20 protein-coding genes are annotated in these 24,347 nt (G+C 67.3%); 8 read left to right on the top strand and 12 right to left on the bottom strand.

The genetic code is table 11. The features are described 5' to 3' along the window. Positions 1 to 42: 42 nt before the first annotated feature. Positions 43 to 3,825, top strand: a complete 3,783-nt coding sequence (locus tag GFK26_RS24665; protein WP_228121771.1) for a pilus assembly protein — start codon at positions 43 to 45, stop codon at positions 3,823 to 3,825. A 27-nt stretch (positions 3,826 to 3,852) separates the two neighbouring features. Here the strand turns inward: GFK26_RS24665 and GFK26_RS24660 are convergent, their stop codons facing one another. Next, entirely contained in the window at positions 3,853 to 6,909 is a 3,057-nt protein-coding gene (locus GFK26_RS24660) for an FAD-binding and (Fe-S)-binding domain-containing protein (RefSeq protein WP_153284284.1), read from the bottom strand. A 9-nt stretch (positions 6,910 to 6,918) separates the two neighbouring features. Beyond that, positions 6,919 to 7,638, bottom strand: a complete 720-nt coding sequence (locus GFK26_RS24655; protein WP_153284283.1) for a GntR family transcriptional regulator — start codon at positions 7,636 to 7,638, stop codon at positions 6,919 to 6,921. A 121-nt stretch (positions 7,639 to 7,759) separates the two neighbouring features. Between GFK26_RS24655 and GFK26_RS24650 the strand changes: the two genes are divergently transcribed. The 3 genes from GFK26_RS24650 (at position 7,760) to GFK26_RS24640 (ending at position 11,172) form a co-directional block, all read left to right on the top strand. After that, a complete protein-coding gene (locus GFK26_RS24650) occupies positions 7,760 to 9,004 on the top strand; it encodes a pyridoxal-phosphate-dependent aminotransferase family protein (RefSeq protein WP_153284282.1) in 1,245 nt (414 codons plus the stop codon). A gap of 130 nt (positions 9,005 to 9,134) precedes the next feature. Continuing rightward, a complete protein-coding gene (locus tag GFK26_RS24645; RefSeq protein WP_153284281.1) occupies positions 9,135 to 10,112 on the top strand; it encodes a Bug family tripartite tricarboxylate transporter substrate binding protein in 978 nt (325 codons plus the stop codon). 295 nt (positions 10,113 to 10,407) lie between these two features. Beyond that, on the top strand, positions 10,408 to 11,172 hold the full coding sequence (locus tag GFK26_RS24640) for a fumarylacetoacetate hydrolase family protein (RefSeq protein WP_153284280.1): 765 nt from the start codon (positions 10,408 to 10,410) through the stop codon (positions 11,170 to 11,172). On the opposite strand, the gene GFK26_RS24635 is transcribed toward GFK26_RS24640, so the two are convergent. Continuing rightward, complete coding sequence (locus GFK26_RS24635) at positions 11,121 to 12,083, bottom strand: LysR substrate-binding domain-containing protein (RefSeq protein ID WP_153284279.1); 963 nt, start codon at positions 12,081 to 12,083, stop codon at positions 11,121 to 11,123. The two genes, GFK26_RS24640 and GFK26_RS24635, sit on opposite strands and share 52 nt — an antisense overlap. Positions 12,084 to 12,174: 91 nt before the next feature. On the opposite strand from GFK26_RS24635, the gene GFK26_RS24630 reads away from it, so the two are divergent. Further along, positions 12,175 to 13,371, top strand: a complete 1,197-nt coding sequence (locus GFK26_RS24630) for an MFS transporter (protein WP_153284278.1) — start codon at positions 12,175 to 12,177, stop codon at positions 13,369 to 13,371. On the opposite strand, the gene GFK26_RS24625 is transcribed toward GFK26_RS24630, so the two are convergent. Continuing rightward, on the bottom strand, positions 13,335 to 14,195 hold the full coding sequence (locus GFK26_RS24625) for a dienelactone hydrolase family protein (RefSeq protein WP_153284277.1): 861 nt from the start codon (positions 14,193 to 14,195) through the stop codon (positions 13,335 to 13,337). The two genes, GFK26_RS24630 and GFK26_RS24625, sit on opposite strands and share 37 nt — an antisense overlap. 95 nt (positions 14,196 to 14,290) lie before the next feature. Between GFK26_RS24625 and GFK26_RS24620 the strand changes: the two genes are divergently transcribed. Next, positions 14,291 to 15,271 carry a GlxA family transcriptional regulator gene (locus tag GFK26_RS24620; RefSeq protein ID WP_153284276.1) on the top strand — a complete coding sequence of 327 codons (981 nt, stop codon included), beginning with the start codon at positions 14,291 to 14,293 and terminating at the stop codon, positions 15,269 to 15,271. A gap of 27 nt (positions 15,272 to 15,298) precedes the next feature. Next, the gene (locus GFK26_RS24615) at positions 15,299 to 15,826 is read left to right on the top strand and encodes a GNAT family N-acetyltransferase (RefSeq protein WP_228121770.1); all 528 of its coding nucleotides are present in this window, start codon (positions 15,299 to 15,301) and stop codon (positions 15,824 to 15,826) included. On the opposite strand, the gene GFK26_RS24610 is transcribed toward GFK26_RS24615, so the two are convergent. Together GFK26_RS24610 and GFK26_RS24605 are read right to left on the bottom strand one after the other, a co-directional pair. Further along, the gene (locus GFK26_RS24610) at positions 15,827 to 16,468 is read right to left on the bottom strand and encodes an ABC transporter ATP-binding protein (RefSeq protein WP_153284274.1); all 642 of its coding nucleotides are present in this window, start codon (positions 16,466 to 16,468) and stop codon (positions 15,827 to 15,829) included. A 52-nt stretch (positions 16,469 to 16,520) separates the two neighbouring features. After that, positions 16,521 to 17,426 carry a LysR substrate-binding domain-containing protein gene (locus tag GFK26_RS24605; protein WP_153284273.1) on the bottom strand — a complete coding sequence of 302 codons (906 nt, stop codon included), beginning with the start codon at positions 17,424 to 17,426 and terminating at the stop codon, positions 16,521 to 16,523. A 142-nt stretch (positions 17,427 to 17,568) separates the two neighbouring features. Between GFK26_RS24605 and GFK26_RS24600 the strand changes: the two genes are divergently transcribed. Next, on the top strand, positions 17,569 to 18,255 hold the full coding sequence (locus GFK26_RS24600; RefSeq protein WP_153284272.1) for an FMN-dependent NADH-azoreductase: 687 nt from the start codon (positions 17,569 to 17,571) through the stop codon (positions 18,253 to 18,255). Between the two features lie 36 nt (positions 18,256 to 18,291). Here the strand turns inward: GFK26_RS24600 and GFK26_RS24595 are convergent, their stop codons facing one another. The 6 genes from GFK26_RS24595 to GFK26_RS24570 all read right to left on the bottom strand — a co-directional run bounded on the left by GFK26_RS24595 (position 18,292) and on the right by GFK26_RS24570 (position 24,288). After that, entirely contained in the window at positions 18,292 to 19,197 is a 906-nt protein-coding gene (locus GFK26_RS24595) for an SDR family oxidoreductase (protein WP_153284271.1), read from the bottom strand. A 117-nt stretch (positions 19,198 to 19,314) separates the two neighbouring features. Then, positions 19,315 to 20,253, bottom strand: coding sequence for a glutathione S-transferase family protein (locus tag GFK26_RS24590; RefSeq protein WP_153286093.1), 939 nt, complete (start codon positions 20,251 to 20,253; stop codon positions 19,315 to 19,317). A 32-nt stretch (positions 20,254 to 20,285) separates the two neighbouring features. Beyond that, positions 20,286 to 21,935: an isovaleryl-CoA dehydrogenase gene (locus tag GFK26_RS24585; protein ID WP_153284270.1), complete on the bottom strand. Its 1,650-nt coding sequence runs from the start codon at positions 21,933 to 21,935 to the stop codon at positions 20,286 to 20,288. A 31-nt stretch (positions 21,936 to 21,966) separates the two neighbouring features. Beyond that, complete coding sequence (locus GFK26_RS24580) at positions 21,967 to 22,983, bottom strand: NADP-dependent oxidoreductase (RefSeq protein WP_153284269.1); 1,017 nt, start codon at positions 22,981 to 22,983, stop codon at positions 21,967 to 21,969. 32 nt (positions 22,984 to 23,015) lie between these two features. After that, positions 23,016 to 23,486 carry a PaaI family thioesterase gene (locus GFK26_RS24575; protein ID WP_099797028.1) on the bottom strand — a complete coding sequence of 157 codons (471 nt, stop codon included), beginning with the start codon at positions 23,484 to 23,486 and terminating at the stop codon, positions 23,016 to 23,018. A gap of 1 nt (position 23,487) precedes the next feature. Then, positions 23,488 to 24,288, bottom strand: a complete 801-nt coding sequence (locus GFK26_RS24570; protein ID WP_153284268.1) for an SDR family oxidoreductase — start codon at positions 24,286 to 24,288, stop codon at positions 23,488 to 23,490. Positions 24,289 to 24,347 lie beyond the last annotated feature (59 nt).

Below are 24,347 nucleotides of genomic sequence, written 5' to 3'. Positions count from 1 at the left end.
CCACACGAAGCTCCTCCTCCTCCGAACGCCAGGGAAGATCGCATGACCACCACGCGCCACATTCTTGTTCCCGCCTCTGCCACAGCCTCGCGCATGGGACGGGCGTTTGCCGGCCTCGCTGCGGCTCTGGGTGCGGTGCTCCTGCCCCTCGGCGGCGCGCTCGCCGCCACCACACCGAGCCAGACCCCGCTCTACAACGCCGTGCCGGGCGCCAAGCCCAACCTGATGTTTGTGCTGGACAACTCGGGATCGATGGACTTCGAAGCTCAGGACGGGTATGCGGTCGACGACAACTGCCCAAAAAGTGGATGGAATTGCGGGACCAGGTACGGCTGGTATGCCATGCGATCCAGCAGCGTCAACACCCAGTACTACAACCCGGCCATCACCTACGCTGCCAGGGTCAACGCAGACCGCAGCAAGCAATTCAATTCGACCACTTTCGTGGACAACCAATCGTCAAATAATTCCAAGCCTCAGCACGAAACCGGATGGACCGCAGGCGCAAAGAAATTCACCTACGTCCTGTGCAAAAGCGACATCTGCTCCATTGAGGCCAACAGGACTGTCCGCATCATTCAGTCGTCCGACACAGGCACCGTTCCACTGCCCGCGGGGCACAAACGAACGGACTGCGGGAGTACCACCGAGTGCACTGCAGCGCTGGAGCGCCAGAACATCGCGAACTGGTACGAGTGGTACCGCTCTCGCGCGCTTGCGGTCAGTAGCGCGCTGGGCTTGGCGATGCAAAGCTACGACAACAAGTTCAGGGTGGGCTACACGCAATACAACAATGGCGGAAGCAAGGCGTCGAGCATCGTGAGTGGCGTCAATTACTTCAGGGACGAAGCGGGCGCCACCGGGAGGAAATGGAAAACCAATTTCTACGAATGGATCTACGGCATCAACCCGGGAGGAGGAACACCGAGCCACAACGCCCTTGTGCTCGCCGCCAACTACTATGCCGGCAACGTAACGACGTCCATCACCTCGGCCCCACTGAGCAGTCCCTGGAAAAACGATCCCAACGACCTGACGAGCGGCGAACTGAGTTGCAGGCGTGCCTACGCCATCGTGCTGTCCGATGGCGCCTGGAACGCAGGCACTGCCCAAGAGATCGACACGCGCTACGCAGCCACCGCGGGAAGCATCAACTATGACGGCACGCCCTCCGGAAACGCGACGAAGTTTCAGTACGACCCGAAAGGCGCCATCGGCTACGACAGTGCGGATCTGGCCCAAAAACTGCGCGCCAGGAATCTCTATATCCCCTACATCGGTGGCAGCAGCAGCAACGGCTTCGCCGACCTGACGGCCCGCTACTTCTGGCACACGGATTTTTCCGGTGCCCTGGCCAACAACGTTCCCACAATGGAAGGCCAGCACAACCCCACGTTCTGGCAGAACATGACCACGTTCACCATTGGCTGGGGCCTGACGCCGTCCGGAGAGGGCAAAAACACTGGATTGAACTGGGGCCAGATCGACAAGTACAACAACGACTGGCTCGCCGGCAACCCGGTGACGCCGCCGCAGTGGGCAACCGGCAATCTGAATACGGGCACCACGGATGCGGACAACGCCCGGCGCGTCGACGACTTCATCCGTGCCGGCTTCACCGGCGGTGGCCGCGCCTACAGCGTGTACTCGGGCGACGACGTGCGCCGCGCGCTCGACAACGCCTTGAGCAGCATGGTCGGTTCCGGCAACGACGCGGGGGTGGCGGTGTCCGGCAACAGCAACGAGTTCCAGACGCTGGAAGGCCAGTACAAGTACACGACCGAGTACCAGACGGCGGACAACAGCGGCGACATCAAGGCCTTCAAGCTGAATGCCAATGGCGGCTATGACGCCGTCGACGCCAGTAAAAAGCCGATGCCGGCCTGGTCTGCCAATGCCCGAATGCCGGCGGTCGACAAGCGAAAGATCTTCGGTTTGTCGAACTACGACCCCAACGCCCCGGCGATTTCCGCTGTGCGCACGTCAATCACTTACAGCACAAGACTGGACCGCCTGCCGTCAGATTTTCAAGCCCTGCTGAATGCCGACACGCAGCAAACCACCGATGAGAAATTCGTCCGATACCTGCTCGGCGAAGATCCTCAGAAGGACACCGCCGGCACGGTCTACCGGCTGCGCAAGCAGCCCATCGGCGCCGCGGTCAACTCGCCGCCGGTGTTCGTAGGTGGGCGCTTCGACATGGGCTACGCCAAAGGCTCGGTCGACGGCTCTGGCACCTATGACACCTTCAGAACGCGCAAGAGTTCGCTCCCGCCCACCATCTTTGCAGCCACCAACAACGGCAAGGTGCACGTGCTGAACGCCGCGCGGGACGTTGCCACCTCCGGCGTCGAGCTGGCCGCGTTCATGCCCAAGGGCGCCATGGCGTCGCAGATCGATCTGGCCGATCCGAACTTCCGCTTCCGCTACACGCTCGATGGCCCGCTGGTTGAGCATGACGTGTACGACAAGAACGGCGTTGCGCCAGCCGGCGGAGAGAAGACCTGGCGCCAGCTGGTGCTGGGTACCAGCGGGCGCGCAACCCCATTCCTGTACGGCCTGGAGTCGCCTCTGAACGAAACCGACCGCACGCCGACCGAGAAGCACTTTCTCTGGGAGGTGAACAACAAACACCCGGACTACCTCGATCTGGCCCATGTGACCAACAACCCTGCCGCGGGCCAGTTGGACGACGGCACCTGGGTCATGCTGACAGGCAGCGGCCACTATGGGGCAACCGGCAAGAAAACAGGCCTGTACGTCACAGAGGCGCTCACTGGCAAGCTCAAGAAGTTCATTTCACTTCCCGCGGGCTTTGGCAACGACGCTACGGGTGGCAACCGCGGCCTGGGCGGCTTGGTTGCGGTGCGAGACACCACCCGCCGCATCGTGGCTGCCTACGCTGGCGACGCCAACGGCAACCTGTGGCGTTTCGATCTACGCAGCACCCAACTCGCGACGGCTGTTCCCAGGCGGCTGTTCACCACGGCGGGCGGCAAGGCGCAGCCGATCTACGCCGCACCGGCATGGCAGGTGCATCCCGGCGACGGCAGAACCTGCACCTATAGCGCCACCACATCGTGCGGCGCCATCGTCGTGATCGGCACGGGCATCCTGCTCGACGAGGGTGACCTCGCGACACCCGCCGCGAAGCAGGCCCTCTACGGCATCTGGGACCAGGTACCGATCGGCGGTGACGCCAAGGCGGGCCTCGCACCTGTCACCGTCCCGGACCTGGTGGCGCAAACCATCGACAAGGTCTCTGCAAAAGCCGGCGCGCTCATCGAGCGCGACAAGAACTTCTACCAGGTCAGCAGCAACGCCATCGACTGGAAAGACAAAAAGGGATGGCTGCTGAATCTCGGCGTGATCCACTATCCCGGGGCGATGGAAAGCGGCGAGCGCGTGGTGGGCGACCTGGCCAACCTGGGCAGCAGCATCATCGCGACGTCCTTCCTGCCCGAGGACAAGAACCTGGGGATCGAGTCCTGCACTGCCACTGGCAGCCTGCCGAACAACACTTACGTACTGGACGCGCTGACCGGCAAGAACAAGTATTCGTTCGACGTCGATGGCAACGGCAGCTTCGACTTCTATTCCATCGTCTCGAATCCTGCGGGCGGCTTCACGCGGGGCAACGTGACCTCGCGCAACATGGTTGGCCAGCCCAACGAAGGCCGACCGGACGGCAAGCCCGAAGCCAACTGCACGAATGAAACCGGCTTTCTCACCGGTGTGGGCGATACGCAGAAAGTCGGTGACGGCTGTGGGACTTCCCGCACCTGGCGCCGCAGCTGGCGCCAGGTGGTCTCTCCACCCTTCTGAGTTCCGAAGAAGAAAGCCGGGCCAGCCTCAGAGCACCATGTGCCGCGCCAACAGTACCGCCACATGCACCGCCTCCCGCTGCGCCCCATCGCCGATCTGGTGCCGGCAGCTCGTGCCGTCCGCCACCACGATCGCATCGGGCTTCGCGCGGATGGCGGGCAGCAGGCTCGCTTCGGCCATCTGCATCGATACCTCGAAGTGGCTCGCCTCGTAGCCGAAGCTGCCGGCCATGCCGCAGCATGAGCTCTCGATCAGCTCGGGCTCGGCGCCCGGAATCAGCTTCAGCACTTCCATGATCGGAGTCACCGCGCCGAAGGCCTTCTGGTGGCAGTGGCCGTGCAACAGGATCGGCGCGGTGGCCGGCTTCAGCGCGAGTTCGAAGCGGCCGGCCTTGCGTTCGCGGGCGATGAACTCTTCGAACAGCAGCGCCTGCTTCGCGACGACTTGCGCCTTGTCGCCGAAACCCATCACCAGCGTTTCGTCGCGCAGCGTGAGCAGGCACGAGGGCTCGAGCCCGACGATGGGAACGCCTGCCTGTGCCAGCGGCAGCAGCGCGTCGATCAGCGCCCCTGCGCGCACCTTGGCCTCGTCCACCATGCCGCTGGCCAGGAAGGTCCGGCCGCAGCAGTGGTGCCCGCCGCCCTTCTCCACCGTGTGCAGCGCATAGCCTGCGGCGTGCAGCACGCGCGCGGCTGCAAAGACGTTCTCGCTTTCGAAGGTGCCGTTGAAGGTGTCGACGAACAGCACGGCGACCTTCTCGCCACGCGCAGCCGCAGCCAGCACCGACGCTTGATCAGAAAACAGACCCGCCGCCACCGTGTCCTTGCCGCGCCAGAAGGTGTCGGTGCGCCATTCGGGCAGCGAGCGCTTGGCTGAAAAGCCCAGCATCTTCTCGCCCAGCCACGCCGCACCCGGCACGCGGTTGCGCAGGTTCAGCAGCCACGGCATGCGGCTGGCGCGGTGCGCGTAGTCGGGCATGTAGGCGACCAGCTTGTCCTTCAGCGTGTGGCCGTGGCGCTTCTTGTAGTGGTCGAGAAACTCGACCTTCATCTTCGCCATGTCGACGCCGGTCGGGCAGTCGCGCTTGCAGCCCTTGCAGCCGACGCACAGGTCCATGGTGTCGTGCATGGCCTCGCTGGTGAACGCATCGGCGCCGAGCTGGCCCGACAGCGCCAGGCGCAGCGTGTTGGCGCGGCCGCGCGTCAGGTGCTGCTCGTCGCGCGTCACGCGGTAGCTCGGGCACATGGTGCCGGCGTCGAACTTGCGGCAGTGGCCGTTGTTGTTGCACATCTCGACAGCCTTCGCGAGGCCGCCGGTGCTGTCGCCGCCGGTGCCGGGCGCGGTGGTCAGCTCGGTCACGGGGTCGGCGTTGACGTTCCAGCCCGACCAGTCGAGCACCGGCTTCAGTTCGATGCGGCGGTAGGGCTTGGGCGCGGTGGGCGGCGCAAAGCGGAACAGCGCGCCGTCGTCCATGCGCGGCGGGTCGATGATCTTGCCGGGGTTGAACAGTCCGATCGGGTCGAGCTGCTGCTTGATCGCGCGAAAGGCCTCGTTGATCGCCGGCCCGAACTGCCATTCGATCCATTCGCCGCGGCACAGCCCGTCGCCGTGCTCGCCGCTGAACGCGCCCTTGTACTTGCGCACGAGCGCGCTGGCCTCTTCGGCAATGGCGCGCATCTTGGCGCCGCCGTCGGCGCGCATGTCGAGGATCGGCCGCACGTGCAGCGTGCCGACCGAGGCATGCGCGTACCAGGTGCCGCGGCTGCCGTACTTCGCGAACACCTCGGTCAGCCCGTCGGTGTATTCGGCCAGGTGCTCGAGCGGCACGGCGCAGTCTTCGATGAAGCTCACGGGTTTGCCGTCGCCCTTGAGGCTCATCATGATGTTGAGGCCGGCCTTGCGCACTTCCCACAGGTTCTTCTGCCGCGCATCGTCCGCCATCTCGACCACGCTGCCGGGCAGGCCAAGGTCGCCCATCAGTTCGACCAGCTGCTTCAGTTGCGGCAGCAGCGCGGCCTTGTCGGCACCCGAGAACTCGACGAGCAGGATGGCGGCGGGCTTGCCAATCAGCGCCGTCTCCACCGTCGGCTTGAACGCCGGATTGGCCAGGCTCAGCTCGATCATCGTGCGGTCGACCAGCTCCACCGCCGTCGGCCCGAGCTTCACGATGTGCTGCGCCGCGTCCATGGCCGCATGGAAGGTCGGAAAGTTCACGATGCCCAGCACCTTGGCGCGCGGCAGCGGCGCGAGCTTGAGCTTCAGGCTGCGCGTGTAGGCCAGCGTGCCTTCGGCGCCGATCAGCAGGTGCGCGAGGTTCACGCTGCCGTCGGCGGTGTAGGGCCGCTCGCTCTGGTTGTCGAAGATGTCCAGGTTGTAGCCCGCCACGCGGCGCATCACCTTGGGCCAGTGCTGCGCCATGGCGTCGCGGTGCTCTTGCGCCAGCCCGTGCACGAACTGCGCAATGCCGGCCGCGCGCGCGCCGAGGGCTCCCACCGGACCGAACTCGACCAGCTCGCCGCTCGACAGCCACGCGCTCGCGCCCAGCACGTTGTGCACCATGTTGCCGTAGGCGATGGAGCGCGAGCCGCAGGAGTTGTTGCCCGCCATGCCGCCCAGCGTGGCCTGCGCGCTGGTCGACACGTCGACCGGGTACCAGAGCCCGTGCGGCTTGAGCTGCGCATTCAGGTGGTCGAGCACCAGGCCCGGCTCGACCGTCGCCGTGCCCTCTTCCACGTTCACGTCGAGCACCTTGCGAAAGTGCTTGCTGTTGTCGATCACCAGCGCCGCGCCCGTGGTCTGGCCGCACTGGCTGGTGCCGCCGCCGCGCGCGAGCACCGGCACCTTCAGGTCGCGGGCGATGTCGATGGCGGTGGCAATGTCGCGCTCGTTCGTCGGCACGAAGGCACCGACCGGCGTGATCTGGTAGATCGACGCGTCGGTGGCGTAGCGCCCGCGCGAGCCGTCGTCGAACAGCACCTCGCCCTGCGTGTCGGTGCGCAGCCGGCGCGCCAGCAGTTCGCAGGTGTCGTTGGGCGGAAGAACGGTTCCGGCTGGCTGCATGTGGCTGGCGGGGTCGATGCGCATGGTGGGTGCTTAGCTCGCGTTGTTGCTCGTGGTCTTGCTCTTGCTCTTGGCAGTGGGATAGATCTGGCCCGCGCGCAGCAGCTCCAGCACGGTGTCGCGCTTGCGCAGCACGTGCGCCGTGAGCACCTTGCGCATGGCCTGCGCGTCGCGTGCGGCCAGCGCCTGCACCATCTGTTCGTGCTCCTCGACCGCGTGCTGCCACTTGGTCTCGTCCTGGTTGGTGCGAAAGCGCAGCGACTGCACGCGGGCGTTGATCGAGCGGTACGTGTTCGACAGCACCGGGTTCGCCGCCGCGTCGTTGATGGCCGTGTGGATGCGCGCGTTCAGGCGGTAGTAGCCCGACAGGTCGCGGCGCGCGAAGCAGGCCATCATTTCGTAGTGCAGCGCGCGCACCTCGGCCAGTTCCTCGTCGGTGATGCGCTTGGCCGCCAGCTCGCCCGACATGCCCTCGAGCATCGCCAGCACCTCGAAGGTGTTGAGCACGTCGGCCTCGGTGAGCTTCACTGCCACCGCGCCGCGGTTGGGCAGCAGGTCGACCAGCCCTTCGGCCGCGAGCAATTTGATGGCTTCGCGCAGCGGCGTGCGCGACACGTTCAGCTGCAGGCACAGCTCGCGTTCGTTGAGCTTGGCGCCCGGCGCAATGCGCCCTTCGACCAGCATGGTGCGCAGGCGCGACGCGACCTGGTCATGCAAGGCCAGCCTGGAGATTTCGATGATTTCAGCGGTCATGTGATGTTCCCTTGCTTGCATTTTGAATGCAAAAAATAGCCGCCACAACGCAGGTTGATAGGTGTAAACCATCATACTTAAATGCATTTTGAATGCAAAACTAGCTGCAAAAGGAGAGCCCATGCTGCAACTCGACATCCACCCCACCGGCCGTCACTTCCTCCAGATTCCCGGCCCCAGCCCGGTGCCCGATCGCATCCTGCGGGCCATGAGCCTGCCGACCATCGACCACCGCGGGCCCGAGTTCGGCACGCTGGGTTTGAAGGTGCTCGGCGGCATCAAGGAGATCTTCAAGACGAAGCACCCGGTCGCGATCTATCCCGCGTCGGGCACCGGCGCATGGGAAGCCGCACTCGCCAACACGCTCAGCCCCGGCGACCACGTGCTCATGTACGAGACCGGCCACTTCGCGTCGCTCTGGCAGAAGATGGCCACGCGCCTGGGCCTGTCGACCGAGTTCCTCGCCTACACCGGCACCGACGCGCACCTGCCCAACGCGCCCGGTTGGCGCCGCGGCGTGCAGGCCGAACTCATCGAGGCGCGCCTGCGCAAGGACACCGAGAAGAAGATCAAGGCCGTGTGCGTGGTGCACAACGAGACCTCCACCGGCGTTACCTCCGATATCGCCTCGGTGCGCAAGGCCATCGATGCGGCGGGCCACCCCGCCCTGCTCATGGTCGACAGCATCTCGGGCCTGGCCAGTGCGGACTACCGCCATGACGAATGGGGTGTCGACGTCTGCGTGAGCGGCTCGCAAAAGGGCTTGATGCTGCCGCCGGGCATCAGCTTCAACGCGCTATCGCCACGCGCCCTCGAAACCGCCAAGCACGCCAAGCTGCCCAAGGCCTTCTGGGCCTGGGACGAAATCGTCGAGATGAACAAGGACGGCTACTGGCCCTACACGCCGAACACCAACCTGCTCTACGGTCTGTCTGAGTCGCTCGACATGATCCTCGGCGAAGGCCTGGACAACGTGTTCGCGCGCCACCAGCGCTGGGCTGCCGGTGTGCGCGCCGCGGTCAACACCTGGGGCCTGCCGATCCAGTGCGCCGACCCGGCCGTGTACTCGCCCGTGCTCACCGGCGTGATCACGCCCGAAGGCATCGATGCCGACGCCGTGCGCCGCCTGATCCACCAGCGCTTCGACCTCTCGCTGGGCACGGGCCTCGGCAAGCTCAAGGGCCGCATGTTCCGCATGGGCCACCTGGGCGACAGCAACGACCTGACGCTCGTGGCGATGGTCGCGGGTGTCGAGATGGGCATGAAGCTCAGCGGCATCAAGCTGGCAGGCAGCGGCGTGCAGGCAGCGATGGACTATTTCGCGAGCCACCCCGCCGCACCGGTCGGCCTGCAAAAAGCAGCCTGAGCCGGGCGCGCAGAACCTCACACGGGCCGCAGCGCATCGCTCGAACGATGCGGCGGCCCACCACCCTGCCGGGCCCGCGCAAGCGGCTCCCGGCACGCATCGGATTCCCCAACCGACGGAGACAAAGAAGATGCAAAGACGTTCCCTGATCCAGGCCGCCGCCGGTGCGGCCGCCACGCTGGGCGTACCCCGGCTGTTCGCGCAGGAGTGGCCCACCGGCCCCGTGCGCATCGTGGTGGGCTTCCCGCCCGGCGGCGGCACCGACGCACTGGCACGCGTGGTCGCGCAGAAGCTCACGATCATGTGGGGCCAGCAGGTCATCGTCGAGAACAAGGGCGGTGTCGCCGGCGTGCTCGCGGCCGACTACGTGGCGCAGCAGCCCAGCGACGGCAGCACCCTGCTCATGGCCCACATCAACAGCCACGCGCTCGCGCCCAGCCTGCAGCCCAAGCTGCGCTACAACGTCGAGCGCGACTTCGTGCCGATCGTGCTCGTGGGCGTCACGCCCAACCTGCTCATCGCCAACCCCACGCAGAAGGCCCTCAGCGTGAAAGACATCGTCGCCGCCTGCAAGGCCGCGCCCGGCACCGTGAGCTTCGGCTCGGCCGGCCCGGGCTCGGCACAGCACCTGGCGCTGGAGATGTTCAAGCTGCAGGGCGGCGTCGATGCGCTGCACGTGCCGTACAAAGGCAGCGGCCCGCTGCTTGCCGACCTGATGGGCGGACAGATCCAGTTCAGCTTCGAGACCATGACCGCCGCCACCCCGCACGTGAAGAACGGCCGCGTGCTCGCCGTGGCGCAGACGCGCACCAAGCGCGCCAAGGGCCATCCGAACGTGCCCACGATGCAGGAGCAGGGCTTTGCCGGCTTCGAAGCGACCACCTGGTACGGCCTCGCCGGCCCCGGCAAGCTGCCGCCCGCCATCGCGCAGAAGGTGAACCGCGACGTCAACACCGTGCTCGCGATGCCCGACGTGCAGGAGCGGCTCGACACCTACGGCGCGGAAGACGGCGGCGGTTCGCAGGACAAGTTCAAGCAGTTCATCAACACCGAGATCGCCAAGTGGGCGAAGGTCGTGAAGGACGGCAAGGTGCAGGTCGAGACCTGAGGGCTGTCGTTCGGGGCGACGCTCCCGCCGACGGGGAGCCTTGCTCCGCGAATGTCCCCCGCCCTTCGGGCTCCTCCTTGATTTCGCTGCGCAAGGCACCCCATCGACGTGAGCGTGTTCAGTGCAGTCGTTGATCGACCGCACACCAGCGCGGCTTCTCGTGCTCAGGACACTGGGTGCTTCCCGCAGCGAAATCAAGGAGGAGCGAAGCGGGGGACATTCGCGGAGGGAAGCACCCAGTGGCCTGTGCACGCGCCCTGAACAAACACCCAAAGAACCTGAGAAGATTCCAAGAATGACGCCCGACCAAAAAGCCCTCACCGAAGCCCTCATCGCCGCACGCCAGGCCAACCACACGCTCGACGCTACGCCCTGGACCGACGCACTGCCAGACGCAACGCAGGCCTACGAAGTGCAAGACGCCGTAGCCGCAGCCCTCGGTTGGTTCGACGGCATCCCGAAGACCTGGAAGTCCGGCGGTGGCTCCCGCAGCGCCACGCTCACGCATGCCCCGCTGCCCCCACATGGTGTGCGCCAGAGCCCCGCCAACTTCAGCGACCTCACATTCCACACCCCTGGCATCGAAGCAGAGATTGCATTGAGACTCGGCCAGGACGTCACACCCGCCCAAGCCGCCGCACTCGACCACGACAACTCAGCAGCGCTCATCGACGCCATGGCCGTCTCCGTCGAAATCGTCGATGCGCGCTGGCAAGACCTGGCCACCACACCCGCCTTGCTGCGCCTGGCCGACTCGCAGGTACACGGCGCGCTCGCGCTCGGCGACTGGCAACCGTACGCCGCCGTCGACTGTGCCTCGCAGCGCTGCGAAACAAAAATCGGCGAGGCTGAAACCGTCGTGCGCGAAGGCACGCATCCGCTGGCCGATCCGACGTGGCTGCTGCCGATCTGGCTGCGCCACCTCACGCGCCACGGCCAGACCGTGCCCGCCGGCACCGTCGTCACCACCGGTTCGTGGGTCGGCGTGCTGCCCTGCCGCCGCGGCGATCAGGTGAAGGCCGAGTTCCCCGGCATCGGCGCCGTACGCTTGAGCGTGTAACGCCCACCGCTCACGCCCGAGCACGCCACCAGAAAATCGAGCACCGCCCGCACCCGCGCGGGCAGCGTGCCGGCCTTGCCGATGTACACCGCGTGGATCGGCTCGATCTCGCCCGGGTTGAATTCTTCGAGCAAAGGCACCAGCCGGCCCGCATCGATGTCGTGCTGGATGTGATACAGCGACAGCCGCGCCACACCCGCCCCCGCAATCGCCAACTGCCGCAGCGTCTCGCCGTCGCCCGCGCGCACCGGCCCCGCCACCGGCAGCATCACCATGCGGCCGTCGACGCGCAACGGCCAGTCGGGCGTGTTGCGCCGGTAGCTCCAGCCCAGCCGGTTGTGCGCCTCCAGTTCCTGCGGCGTGCGCGGCGTGCCGTACTTCGCCAGGTAGTCCGGCGCCGCCACGATGGACTGGCTGGTTTCGCCCAGGCGCCGCGCCACCAGGTCGGACGACGGCAACTGGCCCCAGCGGATCGCGATGTCGGCGCGCTCGTCCATCAGATCGACGATGCGGTCGGTCAGCGCAATGTCGAGCGTGATCTCCGGATGCATCTCGAGCAGGCGCGGCACCAGCGGCACCAGCTTGTGATGCCCGAAAGACACACTCGCGTTGATGCTCACGCGCCCGCGCGGCGCCGCACCGGCTGCGGCGCAACGCTCGGCCTCGTCCATGTCGGCCAGCACGCGCGTGCTGCGCTCGTAAAAATGCAGCCCCTCGGGCGTGAGCTGCAGCTTGCGCGTGGAACGGTGCACGAGCTGGATACCCAGGCGCAGCTCAAGCCGCGCCACCAGCTTGCTGACGGCCGAGGGCGTCATGTCGAGCAGCCGTGCCGCCGCCGAGAAACCGCCCGCCTCCACCACCTGCACGAAGGCCTCCATTTCACCGGAGCGGTTGACGTCGATGCGCGGCATGGCTTTCCTTCGGTTGTGACTTGAATTCACAAGTGCATGTACTCGCGGCATTCTAGTCATCGAGACCGATCGTCCGCACAGTACAGGCATCATGCCCATCGCTCTTCTTGCCCTCACCGCCGGTGCCTTCGGAATAGGCACCACCGAATTCGTCATCATGGGCCTGCTCATGCAGGTGTCGACGGACCTTCAGGTCTCCATCACGGCCGCCGGCCTGCTGATCTCGGGCTACGCGCTCGGGGTCGCGGTCGGCGCGCCCGTGCTCACCATCGCCACCCGCAAGCTGCCGCGCAAGACCGTGCTGCTCGCGCTGATGGCGATCTTCACGCTCGGCAACCTCGCCTGTGCGCTCGCGCCCAACTACGAAATGCTGATGGCCGCGCGCGTCATCACCTCGCTGGCGCACGGCACCTTCTTCGGCGTCGGCTCTGTGGTCGCCACCGGCCTCGTAGCGCCCGAGCGCCGCGCCTCGGCCATCGCGATCATGTTCACCGGCCTCACCGCCGCCACGCTGCTCGGCGTGCCCGCCGGTGCGTGGCTGGGCCTGCAGTTCGGCTGGCGTTCGGCCTTCTGGGCGGTGACGGTGATCGGCGTGCTCGCGCTCATGGTGCTCGCCGTGTTCGTGCCGCGCGTGAAGGGCGAGGTCAAACCCGCGCCGCTGCGTGAAGAGCTCGCCGTGCTGGCGCGCCCGCAGGTGCTGCTCGGCCTGGCGATGACGGTGCTCGGCTTTGCCGGCGTGTTCGTGGTCTTCACCTACATCCAGCCGCTGCTCACGCAGCTCACCGGCCTGTCGGAGTCGGCCGTGTCGCCGATCCTGCTGGTGTTCGGCGGCGGCCTCGCCGTCGGCAACATCCTCGGCGGCAAGCTGGCCGACCGCGCACCGATGGCCGCCGTGCTCGGCACGTTGGTGGCGCTGGCCGTGGTGCTCGGCGCGATGCAGTTCACCATCGGCACGCCCTTCACCGCCGTGGTGTTCGTCGGCCTGCTCGGCGTGGCCTCGTTCGCGACCGTGGCGCCGATGCAGCTGCGCGTGCTGGAGAAGGCTTCGGGTGCGGGCCAGAACCTCGCGTCGAGCCTCAACATCGCGGCCTTCAACCTCGGCAACGCACTCGGCGCGTGGGTCGGCGGCGTGACGATCGACCACGGCCCCGGGCTGCACGCCCTGGGCTGGGTGGCCGCGCTGCTCACGCTCGTGGGCCTGGCGATTGCACTCTGGAGCCGTTCGCTCGACCGTCGTGCGCAAAAGGCCGGTCAGCTGCCAGCCGACGGCGCCTCCGCACGGGCCTGATCCGACACACCCGACAAGCGGCGCGCGAAGAACGAAAGGATCTCGTCGCGCGCCGCGATCGTCGGCTGGCCGGCCTCGTCGATCAGGTGCGCCGTCACCACGCTGTGCGGGCTCGCCACCAGCTGCGAGAAGAACGACGGCAGGTCGCGCGTGTTGGCCGCGCTGTCGGGCAGCACGCGGGCCACGAAGCGATCGCCCAGCGCGTCTGCATACGCCGCGAAACGCTGGGCCCGGCAGAAGCGGTCGCCCTCGAAGCGATAGGCCATCACGGTCAGGTCTTCGCGCTCCAGGCGTTGCCGCACCTGGGCGATCTCTTCCGGAGAAATCTCGATGCCGCCGGGGTTGTCCATCGGCAGCGACGGCTGCGACAGCACGGGCGCCAGCACCGCGGGCTCCAACATCATCGTGAGTGCGAAGTTGCCGGTGAAGCACATGCCGATCGCGCCCACACCCGGCCCGCCGCATTCGGCATGCGCCAGCCGCGCCAGCGCGCGCAGCCACTGCGTCACCGGGCTCGAGGCGTTGCCCGCGAAGGCGCGGAACTCGGCGCTCACGCAGGCGCGCTGGAACACGGCCTTGCCCTCCTCCGCGTCCGGCACGACGCCGTCGCGACCGAACATCGACGGCATGTAGACCGTGAAGCCGGCGTCGCGCACCCAGCGGGCGAAGCGCGCCACGTGCGGGCTGATGCCGGGCATCTCGGTCATCACGATCACGGCCGGGCCGGTGCCGGCCACGTAGACCGCCTTGGTGGCGCTGGCGAGCGTGATCCCGCGGCGCGTGAAGTCGTCGAGCGGATCGGTCCTGTCCATGGGCTGCGTCATGGTCGAAATCCAGAAGGTTGAGGTGGCTGCCATTGCACCCGGTGCGGCGCTAGACTGCCAGTGTCCATTCAGACGCCTATCAGGCGTTTTCAGCCATGCACGATTTCACCGTTCTCGTCCTTCCGGGCAGCTTCGGCACCAGCACCGCCGTCACGCTCGACGTGCTCGCCGCAGCCGCCACGCTCGCACCGCGCCACAAAATGCCCCGCCCCACCTGGCGCGTGGTGTCGCCCGGCGGCGGCGTGGTGCCGCTGAGCAACGGGCTGCAGATCGACACCCTCGCCATGCCCCGCCGCGCGCGCACCGACGGCTCGACGTGGATCGTGCCCGGGCTCGGCGTCGACAAGCCCGCCGACCTTGCATTGCGCCTCACCGACGACAACGCCCGTGCCGCCATCGACACGGTCCGACGTCATGCCGCGCGCGGCGGTGCGGTCGCGGCCTCGTGCTCGGCGGTGTTCCTGCTGCAGGCGGCGGGCCTGCTGCACGCGCGCCGCGTCACGACCTCGTGGTGGCTGGCGCCCGAGCTGCGCCGTCTGGAGCCCGATTGCCATGTCGATGCCGACCGCATGGTGTGTGCCGACGGACCGGTCAGCACCGCCGGCGCGGCCTTCGCGCAGTCGGACCTCATGCTCCATCTGCTGCGCACGCGCTTCGGCCCCGCGCTGGCCGAGGCCGTGAGCAAGGTGCTGCTGATCGACGGCCGCCAGGCGCAGGCTCCGTTCGTCGTGCCGTCGATGCTGTCCAACGGCAACGAACTGATCTCGCGCCTCACGCAGCGCATCGAAGCCGCGCTGCCCACGCCGCCCAGCGTGGCCGCGCTGGCCGATGAGTTCGCGATGTCGCAGCGCACGCTGGCCCGGCGCGTACGCGCCGCCACCGGCCTGGGTGCGCTGGCGCTGGTGCAGAGCGTGCGACTCAACCGCGCGCGCATGCTGATCGAGAGCAGCCGCATGACCATCGAACAGGTCGCGACGCAGGTCGGCTATGAAGACGCCACGGCGCTGCGGCGGCTGATGCGCAAGTCAGCCGGCGCGCCCCCGAGTCGATTCCGGTCGGCCTTGCAGACGGCGTGACGCGGCTGTCGCAGAATGCGCCGCACCATGAACCGTCCGCTTGTCACCGTTCGTCCCGCCACCGCAGCCGATGCGCACACCTTGGCCGCGCTCGCAATCCAGGTGTGGCTCGACACCTACGCGACCGACGGTGTGAACGACCTGCTCGGACGCTACGTGCTCTCGACCTTCACGCCGGCTGCGTTCACTGCGTGGGCCGAGGCGCCTGGTGTCGCACTGCGGGTGGCGCAAGTCGATGGCCATCTCGTCGGTTACGCGCTGCTGCAATTCGGCGCCGTACAGCCGCTCGCGCCTGGCCGTGACACCGAGCTGCGCACGCTCTATGTGCAGTCACCGTTCGCACGCAGCGGCGTCGGTTCAATGCTGCTGCGCGAAGCCCGCAACGCCGCACATGCGCGCACAGGCAGCGACGGCCTGTGGCTCACCGTGAACGTGAAGAACCTGCGCGCCTGCGCGTTCTACGAAAAGCACGGGCTCGCCGTGACGGGGCTGACGCAGTTCGTGCTCGGCGACGAACGACACGACAACCACGTGATGGCCACGCCGCGCAGCTGATCAGCCCAGCGGCAGCTCGATGCACGCCGCCAGCGGCACCTCGGTGATGCGCTCGCTGCTCGCCACCACCGCCGCCCGCCCCGGCTGCGCCATGCGCCGCTCGATCGCCCGCCACAGGCCATGGATCGAACGCGCATCGAGCGCGCCCACCGGGTCGTCGAGCAGCACCACCGGCCGGCCCGATGCCAGCGCGGCGGCCAGCCCGACCTTGCGGCGGGAGCCTGTCGACAGCATGAACATCTGCTTTTCGAGGTGCGGCGTGAGCGAGAAGGCCTCGACGAGGTGCTGCCACTCGGCCTTGTCGAACCCCGCGTCGCCCTCGCCCAGCAAGGCCGTGCAGGCCTGCACGCTGAGCTGATCGAAGGCTTCCAACGCCGGCTCGCAGAAGAAGACCTGGCGCCGGTAGGCCTCGGGTTCGACGTCGAGCGCCACGCCAGCCACGCGCAACTGCCCGGCCGATGCAGGCTGCTGGCCCGCCAGCACGCGCAGCAAGGTCGACTTGCCGCTGCCGGTGTCGCCGTACAGCAGCGTGACACCTTCGCCGACGGCGGCGGACCAGCCATCGGCCAGCGCGGGCTGGTCGGGGTAGGCGAAGTGCAGGTTCTCGATCTGAAGGAGGGAAGAAGTCGGGGAAAGTCTCATAGGGAATGGCACTTCGAAACAGCAGTGAATGCGATTGTGTCGCCGCCGTGGCTCAGGGCGTGGCGCCGTCCAACGGCTGCAACCCTCTCACCCACTCGAACACCGCCGCCACCGCCGGCTCCGCGCGCCGCCCTTCCTGGCACACCAGATAGAACGGCAGTCCCGGCAGCTCGGGCCCGAAGGGCTGCACGAGGTTGCCGGCGCGCAGCTCGTCTGCGATCAGCGCCAGGCTCATCAACGCCACGCCCTGCCCCTGCAGCGCAGCGGACACGGTGTGCGTCTCGTCCGAGAACACCGGGCCGGCCGACACGTCGAGGCCCGGCACCTGCGCCTGCTGCTGCCATTCGAGCCAGGTGCCCGGCGGGCTCTTGCTGTTGGGCGCCGAGAAATGCAGCAGCGTGTGCCGCGTCAGGTCGGCGCGGCGACGCAGCTTGAGCGCGGGGCTGCAGGCCGGTGCGAAGACGTTGTCGAACAGCTTCTCGGCCACCATGCCGGGCCATTGGCCGCGGCCGTAGCGGATGGCGATGTCGGCCGTGACACCGTCGAGCGCCACCGCGTCGTGCGATGCATGGATGCGCAGGTCGAGCTTGGGGTGCAGCGCACGCAGCGTGCTCACACGCGGCAGCAGCCAACGTGCCGCGACAGCCGGCGTGGCCGACAGCGTGATGGCCTGCCGCGCAGGCGGTGCACGCAGCCGCGCGACCGCATGGGCCATGGCGCCGAACGATTCGCTCAGCACCGCCTGCAGCTCGCGCCCCTGCGGCGTGAGCACCAGTTGCCGCGGCTGCCGGATGAACAACGCCACGCCCAGCGATTCTTCGAGCTGGCGCACCTGGTGGCTGATGGCCGTGGGCGTGACCGACAACTCGTTCGCCGCGAGCTTGGCGCTGCAATGGCGCGCGGCGGCCTCGAAGGCGCGCAGCGAGGCCAGCGGAGGCAGGGAATGCAGGAGGGCCATGGTGTTCGGCGTGGCGAATAGATGAATTGAATTTTCTGCGTCGAGAAAAATTCGTCGTTTGTCCGGCGCTGGATGCTTCGATAAATTAAGAACCGTGTCAAGCAGACAGCTGAATTCCCTTCATCCAACCGAGGACCACGCCATGACCACCACCACCCTGCTCCACATCGATGCCAGCCCCCGTTCCGGCCGTTCGGGCGCAGTCGTCCACGGCTCGCATTCGCGCCGCCTGAGCCACCACTTCGTCAGCACGTGGCAAGCGGCCCGCCCGCACGACGAAGTGATCTACCGCGACTTCGGCACCGCGCCGCCACAGGCGGTCACCGGAGACTGGATTCACAGCGCCTACACGCCCGCCGAAGCGCGCGAAGCCTGGATGCACGAGGTGCTGGCCGAGAGCGATGCCTTCATCGCCGAGCTGCGCCGCGCCGACGTGATCGTGATGGGCACGCCCATGTACAACTACGGCGCACCGGCCACCGTGAAGGCATGGATCGACAACATCGTGCGCGTCGGCGAAACCTTCGACATGGATCCGCGCCTGGACGACCCTTACGTGCCGCTGCTGGCCGAGCGCCCGCGCCGCACCGTACTGCTCACCGCGCACGGCAGCAGCGGCTTCGGGCCCGGCGGCATGCAGGCGCATCTGAATTTTCTGGTGCCGGGCGCGAAGGCCGCACTGGGCCTGGTCGGGCTGCGCGAGGTGCACGACATCGCGGTCGAGCACGCCGAAGACCGCGGCCATCTGCTGGACCGCTCGATGGCCGAGGCGCTGTCGGGCATCGAGCAACTGGTGCGCGACCTGCAGGCGAAGGTGCAGGTCGGCTGAGCGCGGCCCGCGATGGGCCGCCTCATCGGGAAAAGATCAGGCAGAGCGCAGCTGCTCGCGCAGCTTCTGGCCGATCTCGGGGCGCTCCAGGAACGGGTCGGCCGGGTTGGTGATCGACACGATGCTCTCCATGCGGCTCTTCACATTGCCCAGCGCCTTGGGGTGGCTGAACACGTAGAACTGGTTGTCGCTGATGGCGTCGAACACCTTCGCCGCCACCTCGGCCGCGGTGATCTTGCCGCTGCTCACCGCCTTGTTGCTCATGGCCTGGCCGATGAGCTGGCTCTTGGTGAGTTCGGTGTCCTTCGGCGCATTCGGGCGGTTGCGCTCGCTGCTCGTGATGCCGGTGGGCACGAAGTACGGGCACAGCAGGCTGGCGCCGATCTGGTCGGTCACCAGGTTCAGGTCCTGGTACATGGTTTCGGTCAGGCTCACGACAGCCGCCTTGGCCGCGTTGTAGATGCCCATGTTGGGCGGCGTGAGCAGGCCCGCCATGCTGGCGGTGTTGGTGATGTGGCCGCGGTAGCCCGGGTCCTTGGCGGCGGCCTCGAGCATCATCGGCGTGAACAGGCGCACACCGTGGATCACGCCCCACAGGTCAACGCCCAGCACCCATTCCCAGTCGGCCACGGTGTTTTCCCACACGAGGCCGCCGGCGCCGACGCCTGCGTTGTTGAACACGAAGTGCGGCGCGCCGAAGCGTTCCTTGACGGCCGCGGCCAGCGCTTCCATCTGGGCCGCGTCGGACACGTCGACCTTGCGCGCCAGCACCTGGACGCCCAGGGCCTCCATCTCGGCCTGGGCCTTGTCGAGTGCGTCCTGCTGCACATCGACCAGCACGAGGTTCATGCCGCGGGCGGCGCCGATGCGCGCGCATTCGAGGCCGAAGCCCGAGCCTGCGCCGGTGAGTACGGCGGTCTTGCCCTTGAAGTCCTGGATCATTTGCCGGTGTCCTTCTTGCTGAATGTGTCTGACGTTGAAGCGGAAGCCGCTATTGAAATACGGAACCGCCGCGCGCGCAGTCACGAAGGTGCCCGTCGCGCGCGGATCTTTCGGTCATCAGGCTTCTGCTTTTTTCAACACATACCCAATGCGCGGAAAGTGCACATGCACCCGGCCCGTGCGCTCGCTGTTGCGCTCCAGCGTGTAGTGCGTGCGCGTGGCGGCCACCAGAAGGCCCGGCGTCTCTTCGAGGCCGAAGCTCTCGGCGCGCAAGGTGACGGCGCTGCCCAACGGAATGCCGTGGTCGTCCTGGAAGGTGCTGTCGGTCAGCAGCGTGTGCGGCGTGGCAGCCTTGGCGACGGCGACGGCTTCGTCGCTCGAGAACTTCGACGATGTGCCGTGGCCGATGGCCGCCATGCGGTCCATCCAGTCGAGCACCGCGGGCGTGAGCTCCAGGATGCCCTTCACCGCCTCGATGCGGCGCGTGTACCAGAGCGGGTGGTAGGCCGAGAAGTCGGCAATGCTGGGCATCTCGCCGAGCAGGAAGGGCTTGTCGTCGAGCATGTCCGACAGGCGGCGCAGGTACGACTTGTAGGCGCTGGTGGCGTCGGCCGGGCGCAGGCGGGTCATGTTGCCTGCGCTCATCTTGCCGCGGTCTTCGCCGAAGGCCTTGATGGCTTCGGGCGGCGCCTTGGCGAACACTTCGGCCGCACCCTTGGGCTGCAGGTTCCACGCCATCGCGGCCCAGAACAGGCTGGTGTCGGCCCACTGCGCGAGGATGCGCGACATGCCCTTCTCGGGTTCGGGGTAGAGCGTGGGCTCGGGCTGCAGGTGCTCCAGCACGTCGGCGATGAGCGCGCTGTCGCAGTACATGTCGGCGCCGATCTGCAGGAACGGCGTCTTGCGGTAGCCGCCCGTGAGCACTTCCACGTCGGGCTTGGGCATGATCGGCGGAATGAAGACCGACTTCCACGGCAGCTTCTTGGCGCCGAGGATCAGGCGCACCTTTTCCGAGAACGGCGAGGTGGTGTAGTGGTGAAGGATGAGGTCGGCCATGGTGTCTTTCGTGGAGGTGTTCTTGGTTGTGGTCAGCACGGCTGTGCGCGCTGGATGATCGAATCGAAATCGGTGCCCGCGCCCAGCGTGCCGAAGGCCTGGCCCCAGTCGCCGCCCAGGCGCGAAGCGCAGAAGGCGTCGGCCACGGCCGCGGGTGCGGTCTGCACCAGCAAGGCGGCCTGCACGGCCAGTGCCACGTCTTGCGCGAGGCGGCGCGCCTCGGTCTCGGAGGCCATGGCCTCGATGCGTGCGGGCAAGGCGTCTGCCAGGCGGTCGAGGGCGGCTTGCTGGCCGCGCGCCGGGGCCAGTTCGTGTGCCAGCGCGGCCACGGCATCGCCCTTGCGCAGGCCGCGCAGCAGGTCGAGCGCCATGATGTTGCCGGCGCCTTCCCAGATGGAGTTGAGCGGCATCTCGCGGTAGATGCGCGCCATGACGCCCTCGCCGCCCTCTTCCACGTAGCCGTTGCCGCCGAGGCACTCCATCGCCTCCTGCGCGAAATGGCTGCCGCGTTTGCAGATCCAGAACTTGGCGACCGGTGTGAGCAGGCGTGCCATCAGGCGCTCGTGTTCGTTGCCTTGCTGGTCGAAGGCGCGGGCCAGGCGAATGGCCAGCGCGGTGGCGGCTTCGCTTTCGAGCGCGAGGTCGGCCAGCACGTTCTTCATGAGCGGCTGTTCGATCAACGGCTTGCCGAAGGCGTTGCGCTGCGCCGTGTGGTTGAGCGCAATGCCCAGCGCCTGGCGCATGAGGCCGCTGGTGCCGAGCGAGCAGTCGAGCCGCGTCATCGTGCCCATCTCGAGGATCTGCGGAATGCCGCGCCCCTCTTCGCCCACGAGCCACGCGCTCGCGCCGTGGAACTCGACCTCGGAGCTGGCGTTGGCCTTGTTGCCGAGCTTGTCCTTCAGGCGCTGGATGTGGATGGCATTGCGCGAACCATCGGGCAACACGCGCGGCAGGAAAAAGCACGACAGCCCCGCCGGCGCCTGCGCAAGGATCAGGAAGGCGTCGCACATGGGCGCCGAGAAGAACCACTTGTGGCCGGTGATGGCGTAGCGCTCGCCCCAGGCGTCGCTGCCTGAGCTGTTGTCCCGCACGGCCTGCGTGGTGTTGGCCCGCACGTCGGAGCCGCCCTGCTTCTCGGTCATGCCCATGCCCATGGTCACGCCGGGCTTGTCGTGCAGCGGCTTCAGCACGGGGTCGTACCAGAGGCTGGCGAGCTTCGGGCCCCACTCGGCATGCACGCCCGCATTGCCGCGCAACGCGGGCGTGACGGCGTAGGTCATCGAGATCGGGCACAGCACCGACGGCTCCAGCTCGGTGAAAAGCATGAAGCCCGCCGCGCGCAGCACGTGCGGCGAGGCCGACAGGCCGGTCCACGGCGTGCCGTGCAGGCCCGCGCCCACGGCCGTTTGCATCAGCGCGTGGTAGCTCGGATGGAACTCCACCTCGTCGATGCGCCGGCCGAAGCGGTCGTGCGTGTGCAGTTGCGGCGTGTGGATGTTGGCCAGCCGCGCATGCGTCTGCATGGCGGTCGAGCCGAGGGTGGCGCCCAGCTCGTGCAGCTGCGTGGTCTGCAGCGCGGGCGCGTTGAACGTCAGCGCATCGCGCAGGGGGCGGTTGGTGTCGAAGAGGTTGTAGCCGACCAGCGGCGCGGGCTGGTTGAAGACCTCGTGTGTCGTGTCCATAACCGGCCTCCTTGCCGTGCGTTTCAAAACATCAAATGAGCTTCACCAGTTGCTTGCCGAAATTCTTGCCCTTGAGCAAACCCAGGAAGGCCTCAGGGGCAGCTTCGATGCCCTGCGCCACCGACTCGCGCGGCTTGAGCTTGCCCGTGCCCACCAGCGTGCCGAGTTCGGTCAGCGCCTCGGGCCACACTTCCATGTGCTCGCTGACGATGAAGCCCTCGATCTTCAGGCGGTTGATGAGGATCAGCGCGGGGTTCGCGAGTGGCAGCGGCGCACCGTCGTAGCCCGCGATCATTCCGCACAGCGCCACGCGCGCAAACGCGTTGGTGCGCAGCAGCACGGCGTCGAAGATGTAGCCGCCGACGTTCTCGAAGTAGCCGTCGATGCCATGCGGGCAAGCTTCCTTGAGCGCGGCGCTCATGGTCTTCACGTCGGGGTGCTGGCGGTAGTCGATGCAGGCGTCGAAGCCGAGCTCGTCGGTCACGTACTTGCACTTGTCGGGGCCGCCCGCAATGCCGACCACGCGGCAGCCGCGTGCCTTGGCCAGCGCACCGAAAGCGCTGCCCACGGCGCCGCTGGCGGCGGTGATGACGACGGTTTCACCGGCCTTGGGCGCGATGATCTTCACGAGGCCGTACCAAGCCGTCACGCCGGGCATGCCGACTGCGCCGAGGTAGTGCGAAAGCGGCACGTGCGTGGTGTCGACCTTCTTCAGCGCGCCGGGCTGCGAGCCATCGACCACGCTGTATTCCTGCCAGCCGCCGAAGCCGACGACCTTGTCGCCGACGGCGTACTTGGGGTGCTTGCTCTCGACCACTTCGCCGACCGTGCCGCCCTGCATCACCTGGCCCAGCGGCTGCGGCTGCGCGTAGCTCTTGGCGTCGTTCATGCGCCCGCGCATGTACGGGTCGAGGCTCATGAAGTGGTGGCGCACCAGCACCTGGTTGTCTTGCAGCGCAGGCGTCTCGCTCGTCACGAGCTTGAAGTTGCTGGCAACGGCTTCGCCCTCGGGGCGGTTGTCGAGGTGGATCTGCTTGTTGGTAGGCATGAAGGTGTCTCCGGAAAGGGAATGTGAGTCGGTCAGTCGGTCGATGGCGGACGCATCGCGTTCGCGCTCGCGGGGCCGGTCGGCAGCCGGCGCTTCACGTACTTGAAGGTGCCGGTGGCATGGGCGCACACGCGCTCCTGCTCGTCGTAGATCTTGGCTTCGGTAAAAGCCAGCGTCGCGGTGCGATGCAGCAGCGTGCCGCGCGCATGCAGCGGGCCGACCGACGGCTGCATGAAGCTGGTCTTCATCTCGATGGTGACCACGCCGGTCTCGGGCGTCACGCTGCGTGCAGCGGCGGCCATGGCGATGTCGAGCAGCGTCATGCAGGCGCCGCCGTGCGTCACGTCGAAGGTGTTCAGGTGCTCGGGCTTGGCCGTGTACAGGATCTCCGATTCACCGCCCTCGAACTTCGTGAGCTCGAAGCCGAGGTGGCGCGCGAACGGAATCTGGGTCGTGTACGAGCGGATGTTGATGTCGCTGGACGTTTCGGGCGAATCGGACATGTCAGGCCGCACCCAGCACCACGCTCACGCCACCGTCCACCGCGACCCACTGGCCGGTGATGTGCTTGCCGGCATCGCTCGCGTACAGCAGCGTCAGGCCCTTCAGGTCTTCGTCGTCGCCCAGGCGGCCCAGCGGCGCCGAGGCGGCCATGTGCTCTTCACCCAGCGACTTGATCAGGCCGGCCGCCATCTTCGTCATGAAGAAGCCCGGGCAGATCGCGTTGACGTTGATGTTGTACTTGCCCCATTCGGCGGCCAGCGTCTTCGTGAAGCCGATCACCGCGGTCTTCGAAGTGTTGTAGGCCAGCGTCTGCATGCCGGGCGGGTTGCCGTTCAGGCCCGCGATCGAGGCGATGTTGATGATGCGACCGCGCTTCTTCGGGATCATGTAGCCGTTGGCAACGTGCTGCGCCAGGATGAAGTAGCCGCGCACGTTGAGGTTCATCACCTTGTCCCAGGCCTCGACCGGGTGGCTCTCGGCGGGCGAACCCCAGCTGGCGCCGGCGTTGTTGATGAGGATGTCGATGCCGCCCATGCGCTGCAGCGTTTCGTCGGCCAGGCGGCGGGTGTCTTCTTCCTTCGAGCAGTCGGCGGCGATCCAGCGCGCGTCGATGCCGGCGGCCTGCAGCTCGGCGGCGGCCTGCTCCAGGTCTTCGGCCTTGCGCGAGCTCAGCATGATCTTCGCGCCGGCTTCGCCGAGCGCATGGGCCATCTGCAGGCCCAGGCCGCGCGAGCCGCCGGTGATGAGGGCGGTCTGGCCCGTGAGGTCGAACAGTTGTTGGGTGGTGCGGGGCTTCGTCATGTCGGTGTCTCCGATGTGGATGATGAAAGAAGAGGATGGTGTTGGCAGTGCTTCGGGCC

This window comes from Variovorax paradoxus, assembly GCF_009498455.1.
Lineage (GTDB): Bacteria > Pseudomonadota > Gammaproteobacteria > Burkholderiales > Burkholderiaceae_C > Variovorax > Variovorax paradoxus_H.
The sequence above is the reverse complement of the archived record's forward strand: the minus strand, read 5'-3'. Positions and strand labels throughout refer to the sequence as shown.